The organism is Phyllobacterium sp. CCNWLW109, from assembly GCF_037203905.1.
Lineage (GTDB): Bacteria > Pseudomonadota > Alphaproteobacteria > Rhizobiales > Rhizobiaceae > Phyllobacterium > Phyllobacterium ifriqiyense.
Window position 1 is genome coordinate 365,294 of record NZ_JBBCBK010000004.1, and the last position, 17,595, is coordinate 382,888.

Sequence of the window (17,595 nt, forward strand, 5' to 3'; positions counted from 1 at the left end):
GAGCAAACAATGCACGAAGCTTTTGATAGTCCGGTTCCAGCGGGTGATTTTACTGACGATGAGCGTGCGGCCGTTTATAAGGCGATTTATACCCGGCGAGACGTCCGCGATCAGTTTTTGTCAAAACCGATCGCCTATGATGTTTTGATGCGATTGCTCGATGCGGCGCACCATGCTCCATCTGTAGGCTTCATGCAGCCTTGGAACTTCATCACAATTCGCGATATGGCCCGCAAGAGGCAAGTGCACCGCGCTTTCGCCAAAGCCAACGAGGAAGCCAAGGCCCTGTTTCAAGATGAACGCCGGGCGCTGTATGCCTCTCTCAAATTGGAAGGCATCCTTAAAGCGCCGGTCAATTTATGCATCACCTGCGACCGGACACGCGGTGGAACGGTCGTGCTCGGTCGCACCCACAACCGCCAGATGGATGTCTATAGCACCGTTTGTGCAGTCCAAAATTTGTGGCTTGCTGCCCGTGCTGAAGGTATCGGCGTTGGCTGGGTGAGCATCTATCACGACAATGACATGCGCCAAATATTAGGCATTCCGGATCACGTTGAGATTGTTGCCTATCTATGCCTGGGCTATGTCGACGAGCTTTTTGATGCACCGGAGCTGGAAAAAAAGGGCTGGCGCAAAAGAATCCAATTACAGGACCTTATTTTTGAAGAAGGCTGGGGCCAGCTCAGCTCGGATCTTCCTCATCCGGATCCAGAAGACGTGTCGCCCGCCATTCCGTCAGTTTGCGATTAATCGCATCAAGCACGAAGAAACGAGCGGACTCTTTGTCATAGCCTTCGTCGCGCAGCGCATCATAGTCTGTATGTTGATGCCGCACATGGGCAATAGCGGCCAACCATACGGCAATCGGCGGCGGCAAGGTCTTCATATGGGGCGCACCTGCGGCCGCGCGTATTGGTTCCGAATCGGAGTAGGGAACGGCGGGTAAAAGCAAGGTCAGCGCTTTGTTGATTGAACGCTGACGGTTCGTTCCTGCACTCATTGATGTCTTTCTAATTTGATTCTGGCGCCTATTTCAGACGCGGCAGAAATTGTCGTCAATGGCAAAAACCTCTTGCCAATCGTCGCGTCATGACATAAACATATCTTTATGTCTTTTGAGGATTGGTTATGGACCGGCACAATCTTAATCTCGACCTGATGGTTGATACGTTGAAAGCGGCAGCTGAGCCTAGCCGGCTACGCATTCTTGCTTTGTTGTCGCGTGGTGATCTAACCGTTTCCGACCTCACATCCATTTTAGGACAATCTCAGCCGCGAGTGTCACGACATCTGAAATTGCTCTTTGAAGCAAGTCTTATCAACCGCTATCAGGAAGGCTCCTGGGCTTATTTCCGTTTGGCGGAATCATTGATTGTGGGAGATATTGCCCGTTCCCTGCTAGATCGCCTGGATTGTTCTGATCCCCTGCTGGAGCGTGACCTTGAACGTCTTTCCTCTGTGAAGCTTCAGCGCCGTGAACGTGCGGCTGCCTATTTTAGCGCGAATGCTTCAAGCTGGGATGCTATCCGCTCGTTGCATGTTCCAGACGGCGCTGTGGAAGAGGCCCTTACCAAGATTATAGGTGCAAGACCGTTTCAAGCGATGCTCGACGTCGGTACGGGTACCGGGCGCCTGCTTGAGCTCTTTGCTCCGCTCTACTTGCGCGGTGTCGGTATCGATATCAATCGCGACATGTTGACGATTGCCCGGTCAAATCTTGAGAAGTCCGGCATTGCCAACGCGCAAGTCCGTCAAGGTGACGTCTATTCCTTGCCGGTAGACAGAGAGTCTTTCGATCTGGTGACAATCCATCAGGTCTTGCACTTCCTTGATAATCCGGCCGAGGCCATTCGTGAAGCTGCGCGTGCCTTGCGTCCTTCCGGCCGAATGTTGATCGTCGATTTTGCTCCACACGAACTTGAATTTCTACGCGACAGACATGCCCATTTGCGCCTCGGTTTTCATGACGGACAGATTAAAGACTGGCTGACGGAAGCCGGACTGACGCTGGAACAGAGCATGGAATTACAACCAAAAGATAAAGACAAGCTGACTGTTAAATTGTGGCTGGCACGCGACCCACGCTTGCTAATTGCCGATCCTGTTTCAACCTCCCGCGTTACGGAGAGTGTCTAATGAGTTTTTTCCGCCAATCCCGCCGTGCCGATCTTGGTAGCAATATCAAGGTTTCATTCGAGTTCTTCCCGCCAAAGACCGAGGTGATGGAAGAGCGTCTCTGGGAGACTGTAACGCGTCTGGCTCCGCTTAATCCCGAATTTGTCTCTGTGACATATGGGGCAGGTGGCTCCACTCGTGAACGCACAGCCCGCACGATCAAGCGCATCTTAACCGAAACCGATGTGAATGCAGCGGCACATTTGACCTGTGTTGATGCCACAAAGGAAGAGGTGGACACGGTAATCCGCGAATTTGCCGCCATGGGTGTCAATCGCTTTGTCGCCTTGCGCGGCGATCCGGCAAGCGGCGTAGGTGCTCATTACAAACCGACACCGGGTGGGTATGAAAACGGTGCCGAACTTGTCGCTGGATTGAAAGCTTTCGCTGACTTCGATATTTCGGTTTCTGCATATCCCGAAAAGCATCCCGAGAGCCCGGATTTTGCTACCGACATCGATATGTTGAAGCGCAAGGTCGATAATGGCGCGACGCGTGCCATCACGCAGTTCTTTTTCGAGAACGACCAATATGAGCGCTATGTTGAAAAGGTGCGTCGTGCCGGAATCTATATTCCGATTTTGCCTGGTATACTTCCAATCCATAATTTCACCCAGGTTACCAATTTCTGCTCCAAAGCTGGTACTCACATACCTACATGGCTGGCAGAGCGGTTTGATGGATTGCAGAATGACGAGCAGACTCATGCTCTGGTAGCTTCAGCCGTCGCAGCGGAACAGGTTCTTGATCTGGTCGAACGTGGCGTGCAGGATTTCCATTTTTACACGATGAACAGGGCTGATCTCGCCTTTGCGATCTGTCATCTCATTGGTATTCGTCCGGAAGCTGTAGCACTCCAATCCAATCTGGCCGGTGCAGCAGCTTGATAACAGCTTGTTAAAAGTGAAACGGCCCGGTTGCTATAACCGGGCCGTTTCTTTTGTTTCACTCACTTAACGGTCAGAGACCATATCCGTAGCGCTCATATTTCAATTCAAGGTATTAGTCCTACGACCATTGCACCAATAAATGCGAACGCTGCACAGATCATAAGGACATTCATCGATCGAGTTAGTCCCATCGCTTGTCTCCTGCAGTTAACCCCCATAACATAGCGCAAATTCGCCACAGAAAAAGCCCAAATATTACCGAATGATGACAAAGAGTGTAGAAATTTTTTCTACAGCAACGATAAGTTTTTGAAACTAAACGTATTTAAACGTTTGAAAATGTCGAAAAAATCGAAAAAATTCTTTGCTGGCGGTAAAATTTTGCAGTGCGATAAAATTACCGCAGTTCTCGTTAGCGTGTTGCTTTGCCACATTTCGAACAGGATTAAGCCTTGGAGTTTCGGGCTAACTACAGAAATTTTATGACAATTCTATCTATTCGGCTTTCTGGAAAGCGCTAGAATACGGCCATCAATGATCAGCAGACCCAAAGCGATGAGGGCCATTCCGGCAATGTCTTGCACCGCCAGTTTCTCGCTAAGAAAAATTGTTCCAAGTAAAACGGCGCTGACCGGAACAATCAGGGTGACGAGGGAGGCATTGGTTGCTCCCGAAGCTTTCACGATTGAAAAGAACAGGATATAGGCGAAAGCTGTCGATAGCAGCCCCAATCCGAGAATGGCGGACCAGACGCCCAGGCTAATCCCATCCAAATGCGGCATGCCGTCATGGAGGAGTACGACAGGGATCATGATAAGAGTGGATGCTGTCATCTGTCCGGTTGCCGTTACTGTTGGCGGGATGCCTTTAAAGCGTTTGGCCAGGATGCTCGCGAAGGCGTAGGATATAGTTGCGGTTATGACAGCAAGCTCGGCCCATAGCGGCCCGCCAAGGCCAGTCAAAATTCCAGGCCCGATCATGACCACAATACCCACGATACCCATGAAAATGCCGGCAAGCTTGGCTGCCGTAACCTTTTCGTCGGCGGTCAGTATGGTCGCCAATATGACCGTCCAGATAGGGGTCGTTGCATTGAAGATAGAGGCAAGACCAGCACCTAGCGCTGTTTGCCCGATGAAAAGCAAAGAAAAGGGAATGACATTGTTCAACAGGCCGAGTCCGGCAAAACCGAGCGCGTGGCGACGATAGTCCCAGAAATTAACACCGCGGCTTCCAAGATAAATATGCAGCGCCAGGGCTGCTATGACAACGCGAAACAACACCAGCGTGAGGGGTGGAACGACTTGTACAGCGATGCGCGCGAAGAAGAATGATCCACCCCAAATAGCACCTAACAACAGCAATTGCAGCCAGACAAATCCGGACATGGAAAGGGTCGGCGGCACTTTGGCATCAGCTACGGACACGGCAATTACCCTTTCATGGTAAGCAGATTGCAAATCCTTAGCCATTTTATGGCGAGTCGCCACCCGATTCTTGCAACAAGTCGCGACTTTCATCCGTCACTTTCCCTTGCTAAGAGTCTGGAATGACGCAAGACACACAGATGCAACGATTCGCCACCGCCCGTGATGCAGCGCTTGAATTGCGCCCGGATCAACCGGTTTATTGCTTCAGGCCTCAGGTCCTCATCGAGGACGCTCATAACTTCATGAAGATGTTTCCTGGCGAGACCGCTTATGCGGTTAAAACCAATGGTGAAAATCTGGTGCTGGAAACACTCGCCCGTAACGGCATCAATACATTTGACGTGGCCTCGCCGGGGGAGTTCGCAGCTGTTCGAAAAGTGGCACCCAATGCGCATATGCTCTACATGCATCCGATCAAAGCGCAATCGGACATCCGTCTGGCTCTTGAAACCTATGGTATCCGCATCCTTGCCGTAGACCATGAAGATGAGATCGCCAAGGTGACCCGCATTGTGCGGGCTTTGGATATCGATCCGGGCAGCATAACTCTCTACATTCGGTTGCAGACAAAGGGACATGCAGCATACGAGCTTTCAAAGAAATTCGGTGCTGCTCCGGCCCATGCCGTGGAATTACTGCAGCGTTCAGAAAAGATTGGCTACAAAGTCGGCCTTTGCTTCCATGTTGGCAGTCAGATTGAAGATCCCGATACCTACGAACGCGCATTGCGCGCTGCCGATTGGGTCAGAAATCGCGCAGGAGTGACATTGGCAGGGCTTGATGTGGGCGGTGGTTTTCCCGCTGAGTATGGTCATGATCCAAAGCGAAAGCAGGTCGAAATGCCTTCACTCGGTCAATTGATGTCGCGTTTGCGCGGCGATATCAATGAATATGGCTTTGGAGATTTGCCGCTGGTTGCCGAACCCGGACGGGTTATTGTTGCGCGAGCCTTTTCGCTGATTGTTCGAGTGCTTCTGCGCAAAGGCAGGCGGCTTTACATCAATGATGGTATCTGGGCATCCCTGTCGGATTCCTGGACCGGTAAAATCACCCTGCCAGCACGGTTCATTCCAGACCCAGCCAAGAAATATCGCAACGGCAATCCTGAAACGATTGTGCCTTTCCGTGTTTGCGGGGCAACTTGCGATTCCGTTGATATTTTGTCCCGCCCATTCTGGCTGCCGGAAACCGTGGATACCGGCGACTGGATCGAGATAGGCAATATTGGTGCCTATTCTCTGTCGTTGCGTACCCGGTTTAACGGTTTCTACCCCGATACATTTGTCGAGGTGGAAACACCGTTTGAGGCGGGCGGACGGCCGGAAGGTTTTGCTTCGCTGGAGACGATGGAATACGCGTCACAAGACCTATAGCTTGTTCAGTAGTTCCGGTGTTGGCCAGGAATCGGCTGGCAGGCCTAGTCGCATTTGTTCCTCGCGGACGGCGTCGCGGGTAAGAATGCCGAACACGCCATCAATTTTCGGGCCCATATCGTGGCCGCGCGCTGCCAGCTTGTTCTGCAGTTCTTTCATCTGTTCAGGGTTGAGACCCTGTTCAGGTGTGGTTTGTTCCAGCGGACCGGCTCCAGCCAAGCGTGTGGCAAAGTAAGCGGCCGTGGTCGCGTAGATGATGGACTTATTCCATTCTACAAAGATATCGAAGTTTGAATAGGAAAGGAAAGCTGGACCCTTTCGGCCCATCGGCAATAATAGCGATGCGTCGCCATCATCCGGGCCAAGCGGCCCCTTTAGGCCGGTTACACCCCATTCAGCCCATTTGGAGTGTGGCAGACGATTGGTGCGGATGGCGTTCTCCCATGGGAGTTCTTTGGTGAGTTTGACCTCTTCGAGCCATGGCTCGCCTTTGCGCCAGCCAAGATCGCGCATAACACGGGCGGCGGTCATGATCGCATCGGGTGCGGAGCCTTTCAGGTCAACCTTGCCATCACCGTCGCCATCAACGCCACGCTCAAGATAATCGGTTGGCAACATCTGCATTTGGCCAATTTCGCCAGCCCACGCACCGGTCGTCTTTGCATCAACAACGCCGCTGTCAAATAGCTTGAGCAGTGCAATCAATTGCGGGCGGAAAAGTTCAGGCCTACGGCAGTCGAAGGATAGCGTCAGAAGGGCATTCAGCGTATCGAAATCGCCCTGGACGGCACCAAAATCCGTCTCGAGGCCCCAAAAGGCCGAAATCACAGGACCGGGGACACCATATTCGGCCTCGGCTTTGGCAAAAGTATCGGCATATTTCTTCAGATTGGCTGCGCCCTGTTTCAGGCGGTAATCAGCAACCATGCGAGATGAAAACGTCAAAAATGTCTGGCTGAAAACGCCCTGCGCACGGTCGCGTTCCAAAACCTTGTCGTCCATCGAAGCCTTGAAAAGCTCGCTGATGCCTTTATCGCTGACACCCGCTGCCTTTGCTTCGGCGATCAAGCCATTGAACCAGGGTTCAAGTTCGCCTCCACAGGCGGGTTTGGCGACAACAGGTTGAGCTGGTGCAACCTGATCCAGAGCTTGAGCACTGGAAATGGTAAGCAGACTTGCGGCGATGGCGATCGATATTTTATTCATTGGGAAATCTCGTTGATGACGGGCGCGCCAAGGCACGCACACTTTCCCTGCTAATGCACGATAACCGTCGTCAGGTGAAGTCACAGAATAGAGAGAACTGTTCGACTCAAAGCTTTATCGAACCTTGTTGCGCGCCAGCCACTGTTTCCAGGCGCTTTCGCTGCCGGCAAAAACATTGATATCGGCATCTCCGCGTATGCCGGGGATGGAACCCGTTCCGGTATATTGCCAGAAGGTCCAAGGATGCGGTCCATATTTCTCATCAGGATGCCCCGCAACCGAGCGAAGCCAGAAAGGATAATCGGCGAGTTGGCGCAAATCATTGTCATCAAAGAAATCGACAGTGGTATAAATGATGGGGCGCTTGCCGTAGTGACGCTGTACGATGTCAATGAAGGTGCGCATCTCGCTGCGAACAATTGCTGCATTCGGTCTCAGCTTGCAGGTGGGTGATGCGGCGTTCCATTCCATATCCAGTACTGGCGGCAGGGCACCCGGGTCATTCGGCACATTGCGGATGAACCAACGGGCCTGATCGGCGGCAGAGCGGCAGAAATAGTAAAAATGGTAAGCACCACGCGGAACACCTGCAGCTCTTGCTGCTGCCCAATTTTCTGCAAAGCGGTCATCGACCCGGTCACCACCTTCCGTGGCCTTGATAAAGGCAAAAGAGATGCGGCTCGAGCGTGCAGTCTGCCAGTCTATGGTGGATTGATATTTGGAAACGTCCGTGCCGTGTATCGGATAATGCCAAGGTGTTTTTCCGGTCCATTCATGTGGATCGCTATCACCGTAGCGCGGTGCCTTGACATTGCCGGAGGGCGCATCCATCTGGCGTGTCGCGGAGGGTTTCCTGGCGTCCTCAAAATTATAATCGACGGTCGTACAGCCGGTTAAAACGAGTGTCATCAAAGCGGCTGCAAGACGTTTCATATAAAATTTCCGCGGCTAGATCATTGTTCGGCATTGGTGCGATCTTACAGATGCACTATTATGCTTAACAGATCATGAGCGGTCGCGCTGACCCACGTGGGATCGAAATTACATACCGTTCCGGCGTATAGTCGTTATCCAGGCAAATCCGCGATAAAGCCGTTGTTTCTGCACTGTGGCATTGTTTTTCAATGCAATGGATTCGGCAATATCGAACAGATCATTGCGCGGCGTGACATGATACCAGTCCAGCCACTTATAGAGTGCTTTGCGGGAAACGGACGGCAGATCGGCCAGATCACCGAAGTCAACAATATGAAGAGAGCCGTGCGGAGCAAGGTGACTGACCGCTTCATGCATTACCAACTGCCATTGCGGGATCATTGAAACGGCGTAGGAGATAAAAATTCGGTCAAAATGCCGACGCGCGAAAAGAGCTTGGGGATTAAAGTCGGCTGCGTCTGCATAGGCAAGCTTGGCCCGCTTACCAAGACCGGCTATCTCTATTTTCTTATGCGCGGTTGCCAGCATTTCGTTCGAAATATCAATGCCGTAGAGGGAAGTCTTTGGATAAGCCTCGCCAGCAAGAATCAAATTCCGGCCTGTTCCGCATCCAATCTCGAGGATCGAGCCGCGTTCTGGCGGATTGAGACCGGCAATCATGGGGTCGCGGCCCAGCAGATAATATTTACGTGTCACATCGTAGAAATGGCGTTGATGCCGATAGACGCGATCCATAAGAGGACCATGTTCGATCTTCGTAAACATGATTCAGCCTCGGAATGTGTACAAATGAAATCCGCCATAAATAGAAGATCGGTCGCGCGCATGAAGCGTTTTCGACTGATCTTCCTTGTATTCCCACTGCGCTAGCGTTGCGTCATCGACACGGCCCGGCAAAAGAGAGGGCTCGGCGGCTGTGCGGAAGATTACCCGCGCGCCGGGAGCGGCTGTGCGGGTAATTTCAGTCCAAAGCTCATTGAGCTGCGTATCGTTCATCCAGTCTTGAGCATCCAGCAATATGAAGCGATCCACTGAGTTTTCAGGCTTTGCGCTCAGAAACTCCGTGTAGGACGCATTGACGACGCTCATTCGGCCGGCACGTTCACGCACTGCCGCAAAATTGTTGCGGGATAAATAAGGCGGTAGCGGACCGGTCTCCGCATTGTCGCTATAGCCGCGGCCAAAGGCTTGCCAAGCAAAATAGTTTTCTGAAAGCGGAAAACCGCAGGCGAGTTTTTCAAGGCGCCCACGCAATACCTCAGCCATATCGCCGTTTCCTGCAGTTGCAAGGGCATCATACTGCTGTGGTGGAATTCCGAGGCCAAAAAGCGAAGACTTCCGTGCGGTCGCCCAGCGGATCATGCGTTTGTCAAAGAGCGGGGCGAGGGCGGTGTCGAAATAAACCCGTTGTTCGGCAAGTGTCGATGCCTTCAGAATATCGCGCGGGTCAATGCCGTAGAGTCTGGCAACGCGATGCCCCATGCCGATAAACAGGCCAAGCAGGCCATGGCGGTAAAGGTCGCGCGAAAAAATGGAGATACGCCGCCGGCCGGAGACCATCCGCTTCTCCCAATAGGAGCGGCTGGTTGCATCAAGGTGTGGCCGGATGAAGCGTTCATAGGCCGTTAGATTGGATTTGCTGTCGGCAGTTCCATAGAACCGATAAAACGCATCGTAATTGGGAAGATTGACGACAGCAGCAAGCTTGAGGCGGTTGAAGGCAACGTGAGCCGTATTGAGATCAACGGCTTCAACACTGGCAGGATCAGCCGTCAAATAGGACATGGCATTACAGCCGCCGGATGCAATCGTAACAATTCGATGACCGGCACCAATCTGCAGGGCCTCCATATCAACTTCCGGATCTTCCCATATTTGCGGATAGACCAGTCCCTTGAAAACGTGAGCAAATAGTCTTTCAGACAATCCGGCGCGTGATAGAAGCCGGTTTTGCCGAACAGCCCTGTTCAGTTTTTCATTGCTGATATGCGAGCGAGGAGGCGGCGTATTTGCAGACTGTCGAGCAACTGGCATCCAAACGAATCCCCTTTATTGGAAATTCCTGCTCGCCTAGCACCCGCATGTAACAAGTTGGTGACGCCGCTGTGACGTAATGGATGAAGCTGATGACAATTTGATTCAAATTTTATCGATAAGTATTGGTTTTCGAATCTGATTCTTCCGCCTTGTGCTGACGCTGTTAGCGTTGGGACGGTTCAGTTCGTACCACCACCGACATTCCGGGGGCGAGATATTGTGCCAGGTCCTGTCCGGGATCGACTGATATGCGTACAGAGATACGTTGCGCGACCTTTGTAAAATTTCCGGTGGCGTTGTCAGGTTTGATTACGCTGAATTCAGAGCCGGCTGCCGGTGCAAATCGTTCAACCTTGCCGGACAGTCTTTTGCGATTGAGAGCGTCGACTGTGAACGTGATCGGCTGCCCCAGTGCAATATTGCTAAGCTGCGTTTCCTTGAAGTTTGCGATAATCCAGACGTCGCTGGGGACAATTGCCATGAGCTGCGTTCCGGCACTGACATATTGGCCGAGCTTGACACCAACTTCGCCAAGCGTGCCATCCCGTGGAGCTACAATTTTAGTGTTCGACAAATCGATATCAGCCAGTTCAACGGCTGCCTTTGCGCCCGCGACTGCTGCTTCCAACGAACCGCGACTGACCTTAATGGTTTCAAGGTCCTGATTGGACACTTCCAGTGCTGCTTTGGCCTGAGTTACAGATGCCTGGGCTTGCTCCAATGCTGTTTCACTTTGCTCTGCGTCACTCTTTGTCAAAACACCCTGACGAGCCAACGGCTCGATGCGGGCCCAATTGGCCTGTGCTCGCCGCAATACAGCCTCGGCGCTGTCGAGTTGTGCCTGGCTGGATCCAATGCGTGCCTCGGCGGCACGTTGCTGCTGTGTTGAGTTGTCAAGAGCGGCTTGCTGACTGGCGAGAGTCGCTTTTGCCTGATCCAGTTTTTGCGCAAAAATCCGGTCGTCAATTTTGGCCAGAAGTTGGCCCTGTTTGACCTTGTTATAATCCTGAACCGGAACATCAACGATATAGCCGCTCAACTGCGGACTAATCAGAGTGACATAGCCCTTCACATAGGCATTTTCTGTTATCTCGATATCGCTCTGAAATGGTGGCAGGCGCCAGGCATAAAGCACAAGCACGAGCCCGGAAATTCCAATAAGGATGGCAATTATCGTTGCCGAATGGCGCATATATTTAGACATCATCTGATCAACTCGTTTGAATGGCGAGAACGGTTTCCCGGTTGCGGAAGAGTGCGCGCAGGGAGACGTGCGTTAAAAGAATAATGAGCGCGAAAAGCGAAATACCGGCAATGAGCAGAAACGCATCATTATAGGCGAGGATATTGGCTTCACGCGTCGTTTGTTGGGAAAGCAGCGCTATTCCTTCTGCATTCAAAAGGGTGCCGTCGGTAATCGATCGGCTATAACCCGCTGTCAGTTGCCCAACACGCTGAACCACAAGCGGATTAGATAGGACAATGCTTTCTGCCAGAATATTGGAATGGAATTTTTCGCGTATCGTTATGAACGTACCGAAAACCGCTTGCCCGAAAAGCCCCCCAAGACTTTGTGTGGCTAGAAATACGATAATGAAACTGAGAATGTAGTTTGGCCCGCGTTTCAACGCTGAACTTAGCCCGACGGACATGGCTGGCGGCAAGAAGAGAGCTGTGGCAGCCGCTATGCAAGCTTGACTCGCATACATTTGCGCTGGGCGCGTGAGGTTCGTTGATTGGCTGTCCATATAGGAGCCGGCAATAAGAAACATCAAGGCAACGGCATGGATCGCAGGCACTCTTTCGGGTGTCATCACTGCGGCACATGAGAGGCCTGCTACAATCATTGCCGCCATGGAAACCATATAGATCATGCTGATTTGATCGTTTAGCAGGCCCAGATTTTGAAAGAAATTATTGGCGACAGTTGATTGTTCGGAGACGACAAGCCTGAAAAGCAGAATTGTTCCGGCGAAATGCACGATCTCCTTGCTGGCAATCCAGCGGATATCGAGGAGGGGTTTTTCCCGGTTGAGCTCAATAATGACCGCAGCCGTAATGGTGACGACTGCAATAGCCAGAAGTACACCAAGCCAAGGGGCTTCAAACCACCAATAAAGCCTACCAGTAACGAGTGTCACGGCGATACAACCGAAACCGATGGCTATCAAAAGATAGCTGACAATATCCAGTTTCTCGATGACCTTTGCCCTTGGTATGGGCGTCAGAGGGAGAAGATAGATAACGCCAAATGCGATAAGGGCGAGAGAAATTTCGAACGTATATAATCCGCCCCACTGGCCGATATCCAACAGCGTGGGCGAAAGCAGACGAGCCAGAGGCGAGGCCAGCGATATATTCGTTAGCACCAGACATATGGCTATTGTCATCTTGCGCGCCGGTGTGAACGCCTCAAGCATGTAAAGGAAGGCAAGACTCGACAATGGAGCTGCGGCAATGCCGCTGACAAAACGAATGATGATGGCAGATTGCAAATCTGTGACCACCAGATGCAGCAGCGATACAAGCACGAAAATTGCCAAGCTTAACTGGGCGAAATTTCGCAAGCCATACTGATTTCTGATTTTGATAAGTGCAATCGACAGGCTGACATTGGGTGCCATATAGGCAGCGATCAGCCAGGTGGTTTCGGTGTTTGTTGCACCGAGATAGCCCTGAATCTGCGGTATATTAGTCGCAATCAGGTTCATTCCGAGGCCCTGTGTCATCGATAGCAGAGTTGATGCGCCAATATAGGCAGCCGAGCGGAGCGGATGCATAGGAACGGGCGCCGCAGGGGGAGGCGGTGCAGTTTTGATCGGATCATAACCGACAAACTCAGCTTCGGGGAGCATGTGGCTCAGTCCCTCTCGTCGAGTTCGTTGATATTGCGGTTAATTGACCGAAGGACATCTATTGTGTTCTGCAGGTCTTCGCTCTCGATACCCGCCAGGACATCAGCGCGCAGCTTTTGGGCAAGATCATTGACCTTTTTTGCTAATGTCCTGCCGGTCACTGTGATGTGAATTTCCTTGGCGCGCCGGTCCCCTTCTGCCTCTTTGCGTTGAATGAATCCCTGACTCTCAAGACCGTCAAGCAAGCGCACCATGGTGGGTGTTTCTATATCCAGCTCTTCTGCAAGCTCCTTTTGATTGAGCACTGCAAGCCTGTCGAGCAGCAACAATGTCCGCGCTCTGGCTTGTGTCAGTCCTAATTCTTTCACACGCGAATCAAAATGCGTGCGCAGCTTTCGGCTGGCTCTGCCCAATTCGTCCACAAAAATGAAATGTAAGCCACGATGTGCCATAAGATAGCCATATAATAAGTAGGTTGCTAATTATTAATGTGCGATATAACTCCAAACGGATTGGATTTCAAGGTCGTGTTAGCGTAGATCGAGACGCAGGAGTTCGTCCGTATAAGATTTGCCGTCGATACGCAGGGCATCCTTCTCCACGCCGAACACCTCAAAACCCAAGCTGAGATAGAGTGTGCGGGCTGTAATATTGGCAGCCATGACGGTCGCGTGTAATGTATCAACGTGATTTCGAGCGTAATCGATAACTGCCAGCGTCAGTCTTTTTCCGAGCTGATGCCCGCGCCATCTCTCATCCACATAAACACCCCAAAGCAAACCCTTGTGTTTTTGCTTTGTCTTGGAGTTTGCGGCAAAGCCTGCAACGCCGATCAGTTCACCTTCAGCAAATGCACCGAAAACGGCGTTTGGCAGAGCGTCAAGGCGGCAGCGAATTTCGGCCATGTCGAGATCGGCCTCTTCTTCATAGCTTGAGCCGAATGCTTCCGGCGCCGCTTGCAATCCATGTAAGCGCAGTCGCTGGAATTGCTCTGCATCCTTCCTGTTCAATACCCGGATCGAAATATTCATATTCGGACTCCAAATATCACATCATGACAGGCAGATGACGAATGTCGCCATGTTTACAAAGAGATATCCACATAAGAGTTGAATGAAAATGAAAATAGAACTCCATTCCGCCTTATTTCAGATAGAGTGGATTCGAGGGGCCACTTGAGTACCTAGGAGAGGATTAAAACACATGAAGAATAAATTTGTTATCGCCTTGGCAGCTGTATCGTTGTTTGCTTTGGCTGGCTGCGGTGAAAGCGAGCAGAAGACCGAAACGCCACCTGCTACAACTGAAGCACCAGCTCCAGCACCGGCGCCGGCTCCAACAGCGGTTGAACCAGCAAAGCCAATGACTGCTCAGGACGCGATGAAGACCATTAAAGAGCAGGCTGCAACCATGACTGCTGAGCAAAAGCAGGCTGCCGTCGAAACCGCCCGCAAGGCAGCTGAAGAAGCCGCAAAAGCGGCGGGACAAACAGCCGATCAGGTTAAAGCCGCTGCCGACGCAGCTGAAAAAGCCATCAAGGACGCGCTTGGCGTTCAATAAAATTCAATTGGCAGGTCCGGCAGGCCTCATGTTTGCCGTACCTGCGCCCATCTATGTCAAACAGTTTTGATGCATAATTATCTCTCTCGCAATTGCGAAAAACTTTGAATAAAATAGAGCCATGTCTATTTGGCGCCGCATCAGCGATTTCATCACCACCACAGCAGTCGATGCATTCTCCAGCATTATCGAGGCTGTACGTACCGCATTTGAAGGCGATCCCGAAACGCGGCGACGTGTTGCGTTTTCGATAGCAATGATTGCCTTGTCGGCCAAAATGGCCAAGGCAGATGGCATTGTATCGCAAGCCGAGGTTAATGCGTTCCACGACATTTTTCATGTGCCTGAGCAGTATCAGGACCAAGTCACCAGATTATATAATCTGGCAAAGCAGGATGTCGCGGGTTACGAGGCCTACGCAACGCAGTTGGCTTCACTTTGCGGTTCCGGTCACCGGAACTGTCAAATGCTGGAAGATGTTCTTGATGGGCTTTTCCATATTGCCAAGGCCGATGGCGCATTGCACGACAAGGAATTGACATTTCTCGGCACGGTTGCGGAAATCTTTGCCCTTGATGAGGAAAAGTTTGACCGTGTCCTTGCGCGGCATGTTGGGCGTGGACAGGCAGACCCATATCTGGTCTTGGGTCTGGCGCGGAATGTAAATTTTGAGACTGCGCGCAAGCAGTATCGCGCGCTGGTTAGAGAAAACCATCCGGATATGTTGATTGCCCGAGGTGTGCCGGAAGAATTCATAGCTATCGCCAATCAACGTATAGCGGCTATCAATGCGGCTTGGGAAAAAGTCGAAAAAGACCTGAAGGCATATGAACGCGTTTAAGCCCGATCATTTAAACGTGGCAGTTCACGCGTCGCCAAATTTCGGTCCCCGCAAGGATGGCAAGCGCCCGCATATTCTTATCCTGCATTATACCGGCATGGAGACGGGCGAAGCTGCCGAAAACTGGCTGGCAAACCCGGAAAGCGAAGTTTCCGCGCATTATGTCGTGCATGAAGACGGCAGGATCGTGCAATTGGTTTCCGAAAGTGAGCGCGCCTGGCATGCCGGAAAGGGCTCGTGGAAGGGCGAAACGGATATTAATTCTTGCTCAATCGGGATTGAAATCGTCAATGGCGGCCCGCTACTTGGATTCCCGGTGTTTCCGGGCGAACAGATCGACGCGGTTATCGACCTTTGCAAAGGCATAATCTCGCGCAATGGAATTCGCCCTGAAAATGTCCTTGCTCATTCAGATGTCGCACCTGCACGCAAGATCGACCCCGGCGAGAAATTCCCTTGGCCAGTGCTATTTAATTCCGGCGTGGGGCATTGGGTCGATCCGGCTCCGGTGCGCGGTGGTCGGTTCTTTTCTGCTGGTGATCAAGGGCAGCCAGTGGAGGCTTTGCAGTCCATGCTGGCCCTTTATGGCTACGGCGTACCCATTGATGGGGTCTTCGGAAATGCGACCGAATTGAGTGTTTTGGCCTTCCAGCGCCACTTTCGGCCGGCAAAAGTGGACGGAGTCGCGGACATGTCAACCATTGAAACGCTGCACAAGCTACTTTCTGCACTCCCGGCATTGTCAGCATAACGTATTGAACGTTAAAGCCTTTTCTGAGGGAAATTGTGCGATGCAGCATATATATTACAATGGGTTACACAAAGTTATTTGATGTATCAATATTCGGCTGCATTGGGCCGTCACATCCTAGCCCAGTGTTTCGGGCAGCCCATTTTGGATTTTTGGGCTCGGAACGTTCCCGGCGCGCATCTTTCGTGTGGCCCAAGAAATTAAACGGAAAACGATGACAAATAGATTTGGTATGATTTGCGCCCTTGTTGGGGCGGTGGCTTTGTTTGGTTCAAATTCAGCATTCAGTAAACCGGTCGAGGCCCAGCCGACAAACCTGGCCGATTATCTGAAGGCAAAGCGTGTTGAAGCCGACAAGAAAAAAACGACCGAAAAAACTGCAAAGAAGGTTGATGGAAAGAGCCAGGGCAAGAAGGTAAGTGCCAAGGTTTCATCCGGTAAAAAGGCTGCAGTAAAAACTCAGCGTATCTCAAAAAAGATTTCTGGTTCCAAGCGTCCGGTCGTTCAGGCAAAAGCCCGTTTCAAGACCACGACGGTAAACAGCCGCATTGATACAATGACAACCGGCAGCATTGCATCTGCCGCCTCTGCTGGTGGTTCGACCAAATATTCCAGCATCATCTCTTCTTACGCAGCGTCTTACGGTGTTCCGATTGCACTTGCTCATGCGGTCGTCCGCGTGGAAAGCAACTACCGGGCTGACATGACTGGCCGTGCTGGTGAGGTTGGTCTGATGCAGATCAAATATTCGACGGCACAGGGCTTGGGCTACACAGGTAGCCGTCAGGCGCTCTATAATCCCGATACGAATATTCGTTGGGGTATGAAGTATCTTGCCGGAGCCCATAAGCTTGGCAATGGCACGACTTGCGGCACGATCCTGCGCTATAATGCAGGGCACGGCGCCACCCGGATGAATCCGATTTCGGCCAATTATTGTGCCAAGGTCAAACTGCAAATGGCGGCCAACTAAGCATTCGCTTGTTGCTTTGAGGAAGGCTGGATGACTATCCAGCCTTTTTTCATTTGCCTTTTCTGGAAGATAGGCATTTATACGGGCGCCAGCTGGCCGGGCAGCCGCGCATGTCATAAGCCGAAAGGCGGCATGTGAGGAAAGTCCGGGCTCCAGGGAAACACGGTGCCGGATAACGTCCGGCGGGGGCGACCCTAGGGAAAGTGCCACAGAAAGGAAACCGCCCCGTCTTTCGTTGTGCCGCGTCTATAATGGATGGGACACAAGGAATGACGGGGTAAGGGTGAAAGGGTGGGGTAAGAGCCCACCGCGCAACTGGTAACAGGGGCGGCAAGGCAAACCCCACCGGGAGCAAAACCGAATAGGGACGGCGTGCCTGACGAAAGTCAGGCGATCAGTTTCCGGGTCAGTCGTCCGGGTAGGTTGCAGGAGGCGGATGGCAACATCCGTCCAAGATGAATGGCTGCCGCGCCGGATGCAAATCCGGCCATACAGAACCCGGCTTACAGGCCAGCTGGCACTTTAAACTCTGCGATTATTTATCATTCTCCCCGTAAGGGAGGGG

18 protein-coding genes and 1 other RNA gene are annotated in these 17,595 nt (G+C 51.9%); 9 read left to right on the forward strand and 10 right to left on the reverse strand.

The window, feature by feature from the left end:
• Positions 1 to 9 precede the first annotated feature (9 nt).
• The gene (bluB, locus tag V9K92_RS17230) at positions 10 to 753 is read left to right on the forward strand and encodes a 5,6-dimethylbenzimidazole synthase (RefSeq protein ID WP_115052522.1); all 744 of its coding nucleotides are present in this window, start codon (positions 10 to 12) and stop codon (positions 751 to 753) included.
• Here the strand turns inward: bluB and V9K92_RS17235 are convergent.
• Complete coding sequence (locus V9K92_RS17235; RefSeq protein ID WP_307279245.1) at positions 686 to 1,003, reverse strand: DUF2293 domain-containing protein; 318 nt, start codon at positions 1,001 to 1,003, stop codon at positions 686 to 688. The genes bluB and V9K92_RS17235 overlap by 68 nt on opposite strands.
• A 128-nt stretch (positions 1,004 to 1,131) precedes the next feature.
• Here V9K92_RS17235 and V9K92_RS17240 point away from each other — a divergent pair, with 128 nt between their 5' ends.
• Positions 1,132 to 2,139 (forward strand): ArsR/SmtB family transcription factor, encoded by a 1,008-nt coding sequence (locus V9K92_RS17240; protein WP_115052524.1) that lies wholly within the window; start codon positions 1,132 to 1,134, stop codon positions 2,137 to 2,139.
• Positions 2,139 to 3,065, forward strand: coding sequence for a methylenetetrahydrofolate reductase [NAD(P)H] (gene metF / locus V9K92_RS17245; RefSeq protein WP_115052525.1), 927 nt, complete (start codon positions 2,139 to 2,141; stop codon positions 3,063 to 3,065). The genes V9K92_RS17240 and metF overlap by 1 nt, the downstream gene beginning before the upstream one ends.
• Positions 3,066 to 3,559: 494 nt before the next feature.
• Here metF and V9K92_RS17250 read toward each other — a convergent pair whose 3' ends face one another.
• On the reverse strand, positions 3,560 to 4,456 hold the full coding sequence (locus V9K92_RS17250; RefSeq protein WP_337354781.1) for a DMT family transporter: 897 nt from the start codon (positions 4,454 to 4,456) through the stop codon (positions 3,560 to 3,562).
• 179 nt (positions 4,457 to 4,635) lie between these two features.
• Between V9K92_RS17250 and V9K92_RS17255 the strand changes: the two genes are divergently transcribed.
• Positions 4,636 to 5,871, forward strand: a complete 1,236-nt coding sequence (locus tag V9K92_RS17255; protein WP_337354782.1) for an alanine racemase — start codon at positions 4,636 to 4,638, stop codon at positions 5,869 to 5,871.
• On the opposite strand, the gene V9K92_RS17260 is transcribed toward V9K92_RS17255, so the two are convergent.
• From V9K92_RS17260 to V9K92_RS17295, 8 genes are all read right to left on the reverse strand, one after another.
• The gene (locus V9K92_RS17260; RefSeq protein WP_307279239.1) at positions 5,866 to 7,077 is read right to left on the reverse strand and encodes a lytic murein transglycosylase; all 1,212 of its coding nucleotides are present in this window, start codon (positions 7,075 to 7,077) and stop codon (positions 5,866 to 5,868) included. The genes V9K92_RS17255 and V9K92_RS17260 overlap by 6 nt on opposite strands.
• A 114-nt stretch (positions 7,078 to 7,191) precedes the next feature.
• Positions 7,192 to 8,010 (reverse strand): glycoside hydrolase family 25 protein, encoded by an 819-nt coding sequence (locus V9K92_RS17265; protein WP_115052528.1) that lies wholly within the window; start codon positions 8,008 to 8,010, stop codon positions 7,192 to 7,194.
• 108 nt (positions 8,011 to 8,118) lie between these two features.
• Positions 8,119 to 8,778 carry a class I SAM-dependent methyltransferase gene (locus V9K92_RS17270; protein ID WP_307279235.1) on the reverse strand — a complete coding sequence of 220 codons (660 nt, stop codon included), beginning with the start codon at positions 8,776 to 8,778 and terminating at the stop codon, positions 8,119 to 8,121.
• Between the two features lie 3 nt (positions 8,779 to 8,781).
• Complete coding sequence (locus V9K92_RS17275; protein ID WP_307279233.1) at positions 8,782 to 10,047, reverse strand: DUF3419 family protein; 1,266 nt, start codon at positions 10,045 to 10,047, stop codon at positions 8,782 to 8,784.
• A 166-nt stretch (positions 10,048 to 10,213) separates the two neighbouring features.
• Complete coding sequence (locus V9K92_RS17280; RefSeq protein ID WP_337354783.1) at positions 10,214 to 11,254, reverse strand: HlyD family secretion protein; 1,041 nt, start codon at positions 11,252 to 11,254, stop codon at positions 10,214 to 10,216.
• Positions 11,255 to 11,261: 7 nt separating this feature from the next.
• The gene (locus V9K92_RS17285; protein ID WP_115052532.1) at positions 11,262 to 12,905 is read right to left on the reverse strand and encodes an MFS transporter; all 1,644 of its coding nucleotides are present in this window, start codon (positions 12,903 to 12,905) and stop codon (positions 11,262 to 11,264) included.
• A gap of 5 nt (positions 12,906 to 12,910) precedes the next feature.
• A complete protein-coding gene (locus tag V9K92_RS17290; protein ID WP_115052533.1) occupies positions 12,911 to 13,357 on the reverse strand; it encodes a MarR family transcriptional regulator in 447 nt (148 codons plus the stop codon).
• Positions 13,358 to 13,435: 78 nt separating this feature from the next.
• Entirely contained in the window at positions 13,436 to 13,936 is a 501-nt protein-coding gene (locus V9K92_RS17295) for a GNAT family N-acetyltransferase (protein ID WP_307279226.1), read from the reverse strand.
• Between the two features lie 172 nt (positions 13,937 to 14,108).
• Here V9K92_RS17295 and V9K92_RS17300 point away from each other — a divergent pair, with 172 nt between their 5' ends.
• From V9K92_RS17300 to rnpB, 5 genes are all read left to right on the forward strand, one after another.
• Positions 14,109 to 14,465: an antifreeze protein gene (locus V9K92_RS17300; RefSeq protein WP_115052535.1), complete on the forward strand. Its 357-nt coding sequence runs from the start codon at positions 14,109 to 14,111 to the stop codon at positions 14,463 to 14,465.
• Between the two features lie 121 nt (positions 14,466 to 14,586).
• Entirely contained in the window at positions 14,587 to 15,306 is a 720-nt protein-coding gene (locus V9K92_RS17305; RefSeq protein WP_337354508.1) for a DnaJ family molecular chaperone, read from the forward strand.
• The gene (locus tag V9K92_RS17310; RefSeq protein WP_115052537.1) at positions 15,293 to 16,057 is read left to right on the forward strand and encodes an N-acetylmuramoyl-L-alanine amidase; all 765 of its coding nucleotides are present in this window, start codon (positions 15,293 to 15,295) and stop codon (positions 16,055 to 16,057) included. The genes V9K92_RS17305 and V9K92_RS17310 overlap by 14 nt, the downstream gene beginning before the upstream one ends.
• A 214-nt stretch (positions 16,058 to 16,271) precedes the next feature.
• Entirely contained in the window at positions 16,272 to 17,030 is a 759-nt protein-coding gene (locus tag V9K92_RS17315) for a transglycosylase SLT domain-containing protein (RefSeq protein ID WP_115052538.1), read from the forward strand.
• Between the two features lie 88 nt (positions 17,031 to 17,118).
• Positions 17,119 to 17,552: RNase P RNA component class A (gene rnpB, locus V9K92_RS17320), an RNA gene on the forward strand.
• The last annotated feature ends 43 nt before the right edge of the window (positions 17,553 to 17,595 follow it).

Bases quoted from the DNA above. Each gene is read 5' to 3' on its own strand.
- bluB (WP_115052522.1), top strand. From the start codon at position 10: ATGCACGAAGCTTTTGATAGTCCGGTTCCAGCGGGTGATTTTACTGAC.
- V9K92_RS17235 (WP_307279245.1), bottom strand. From the start codon at position 1,003: ATGAGTGCAGGAACGAACCGTCAGCGTTCAATCAACAAAGCGCTGACC.
- V9K92_RS17240 (WP_115052524.1), top strand. From the start codon at position 1,132: ATGGACCGGCACAATCTTAATCTCGACCTGATGGTTGATACGTTGAAA.
- metF (WP_115052525.1), top strand. From the start codon at position 2,139: ATGAGTTTTTTCCGCCAATCCCGCCGTGCCGATCTTGGTAGCAATATC.
- V9K92_RS17250 (WP_337354781.1), bottom strand. From the start codon at position 4,456: ATGTCCGGATTTGTCTGGCTGCAATTGCTGTTGTTAGGTGCTATTTGG.
- V9K92_RS17255 (WP_337354782.1), top strand. From the start codon at position 4,636: ATGCAACGATTCGCCACCGCCCGTGATGCAGCGCTTGAATTGCGCCCG.
- V9K92_RS17260 (WP_307279239.1), bottom strand. From the start codon at position 7,077: ATGAATAAAATATCGATCGCCATCGCCGCAAGTCTGCTTACCATTTCC.
- V9K92_RS17265 (WP_115052528.1), bottom strand. From the start codon at position 8,010: ATGAAACGTCTTGCAGCCGCTTTGATGACACTCGTTTTAACCGGCTGT.
- V9K92_RS17270 (WP_307279235.1), bottom strand. From the start codon at position 8,778: ATGTTTACGAAGATCGAACATGGTCCTCTTATGGATCGCGTCTATCGG.
- V9K92_RS17275 (WP_307279233.1), bottom strand. From the start codon at position 10,047: ATGCCAGTTGCTCGACAGTCTGCAAATACGCCGCCTCCTCGCTCGCAT.
- V9K92_RS17280 (WP_337354783.1), bottom strand. From the start codon at position 11,254: ATGTCTAAATATATGCGCCATTCGGCAACGATAATTGCCATCCTTATT.
- V9K92_RS17285 (WP_115052532.1), bottom strand. From the start codon at position 12,905: ATGCTCCCCGAAGCTGAGTTTGTCGGTTATGATCCGATCAAAACTGCA.
- V9K92_RS17290 (WP_115052533.1), bottom strand. From the start codon at position 13,357: ATGGCACATCGTGGCTTACATTTCATTTTTGTGGACGAATTGGGCAGA.
- V9K92_RS17295 (WP_307279226.1), bottom strand. From the start codon at position 13,936: ATGAATATTTCGATCCGGGTATTGAACAGGAAGGATGCAGAGCAATTC.
- V9K92_RS17300 (WP_115052535.1), top strand. From the start codon at position 14,109: ATGAAGAATAAATTTGTTATCGCCTTGGCAGCTGTATCGTTGTTTGCT.
- V9K92_RS17305 (WP_337354508.1), top strand. From the start codon at position 14,587: ATGTCTATTTGGCGCCGCATCAGCGATTTCATCACCACCACAGCAGTC.
- V9K92_RS17310 (WP_115052537.1), top strand. From the start codon at position 15,293: ATGAACGCGTTTAAGCCCGATCATTTAAACGTGGCAGTTCACGCGTCG.
- V9K92_RS17315 (WP_115052538.1), top strand. From the start codon at position 16,272: ATGACAAATAGATTTGGTATGATTTGCGCCCTTGTTGGGGCGGTGGCT.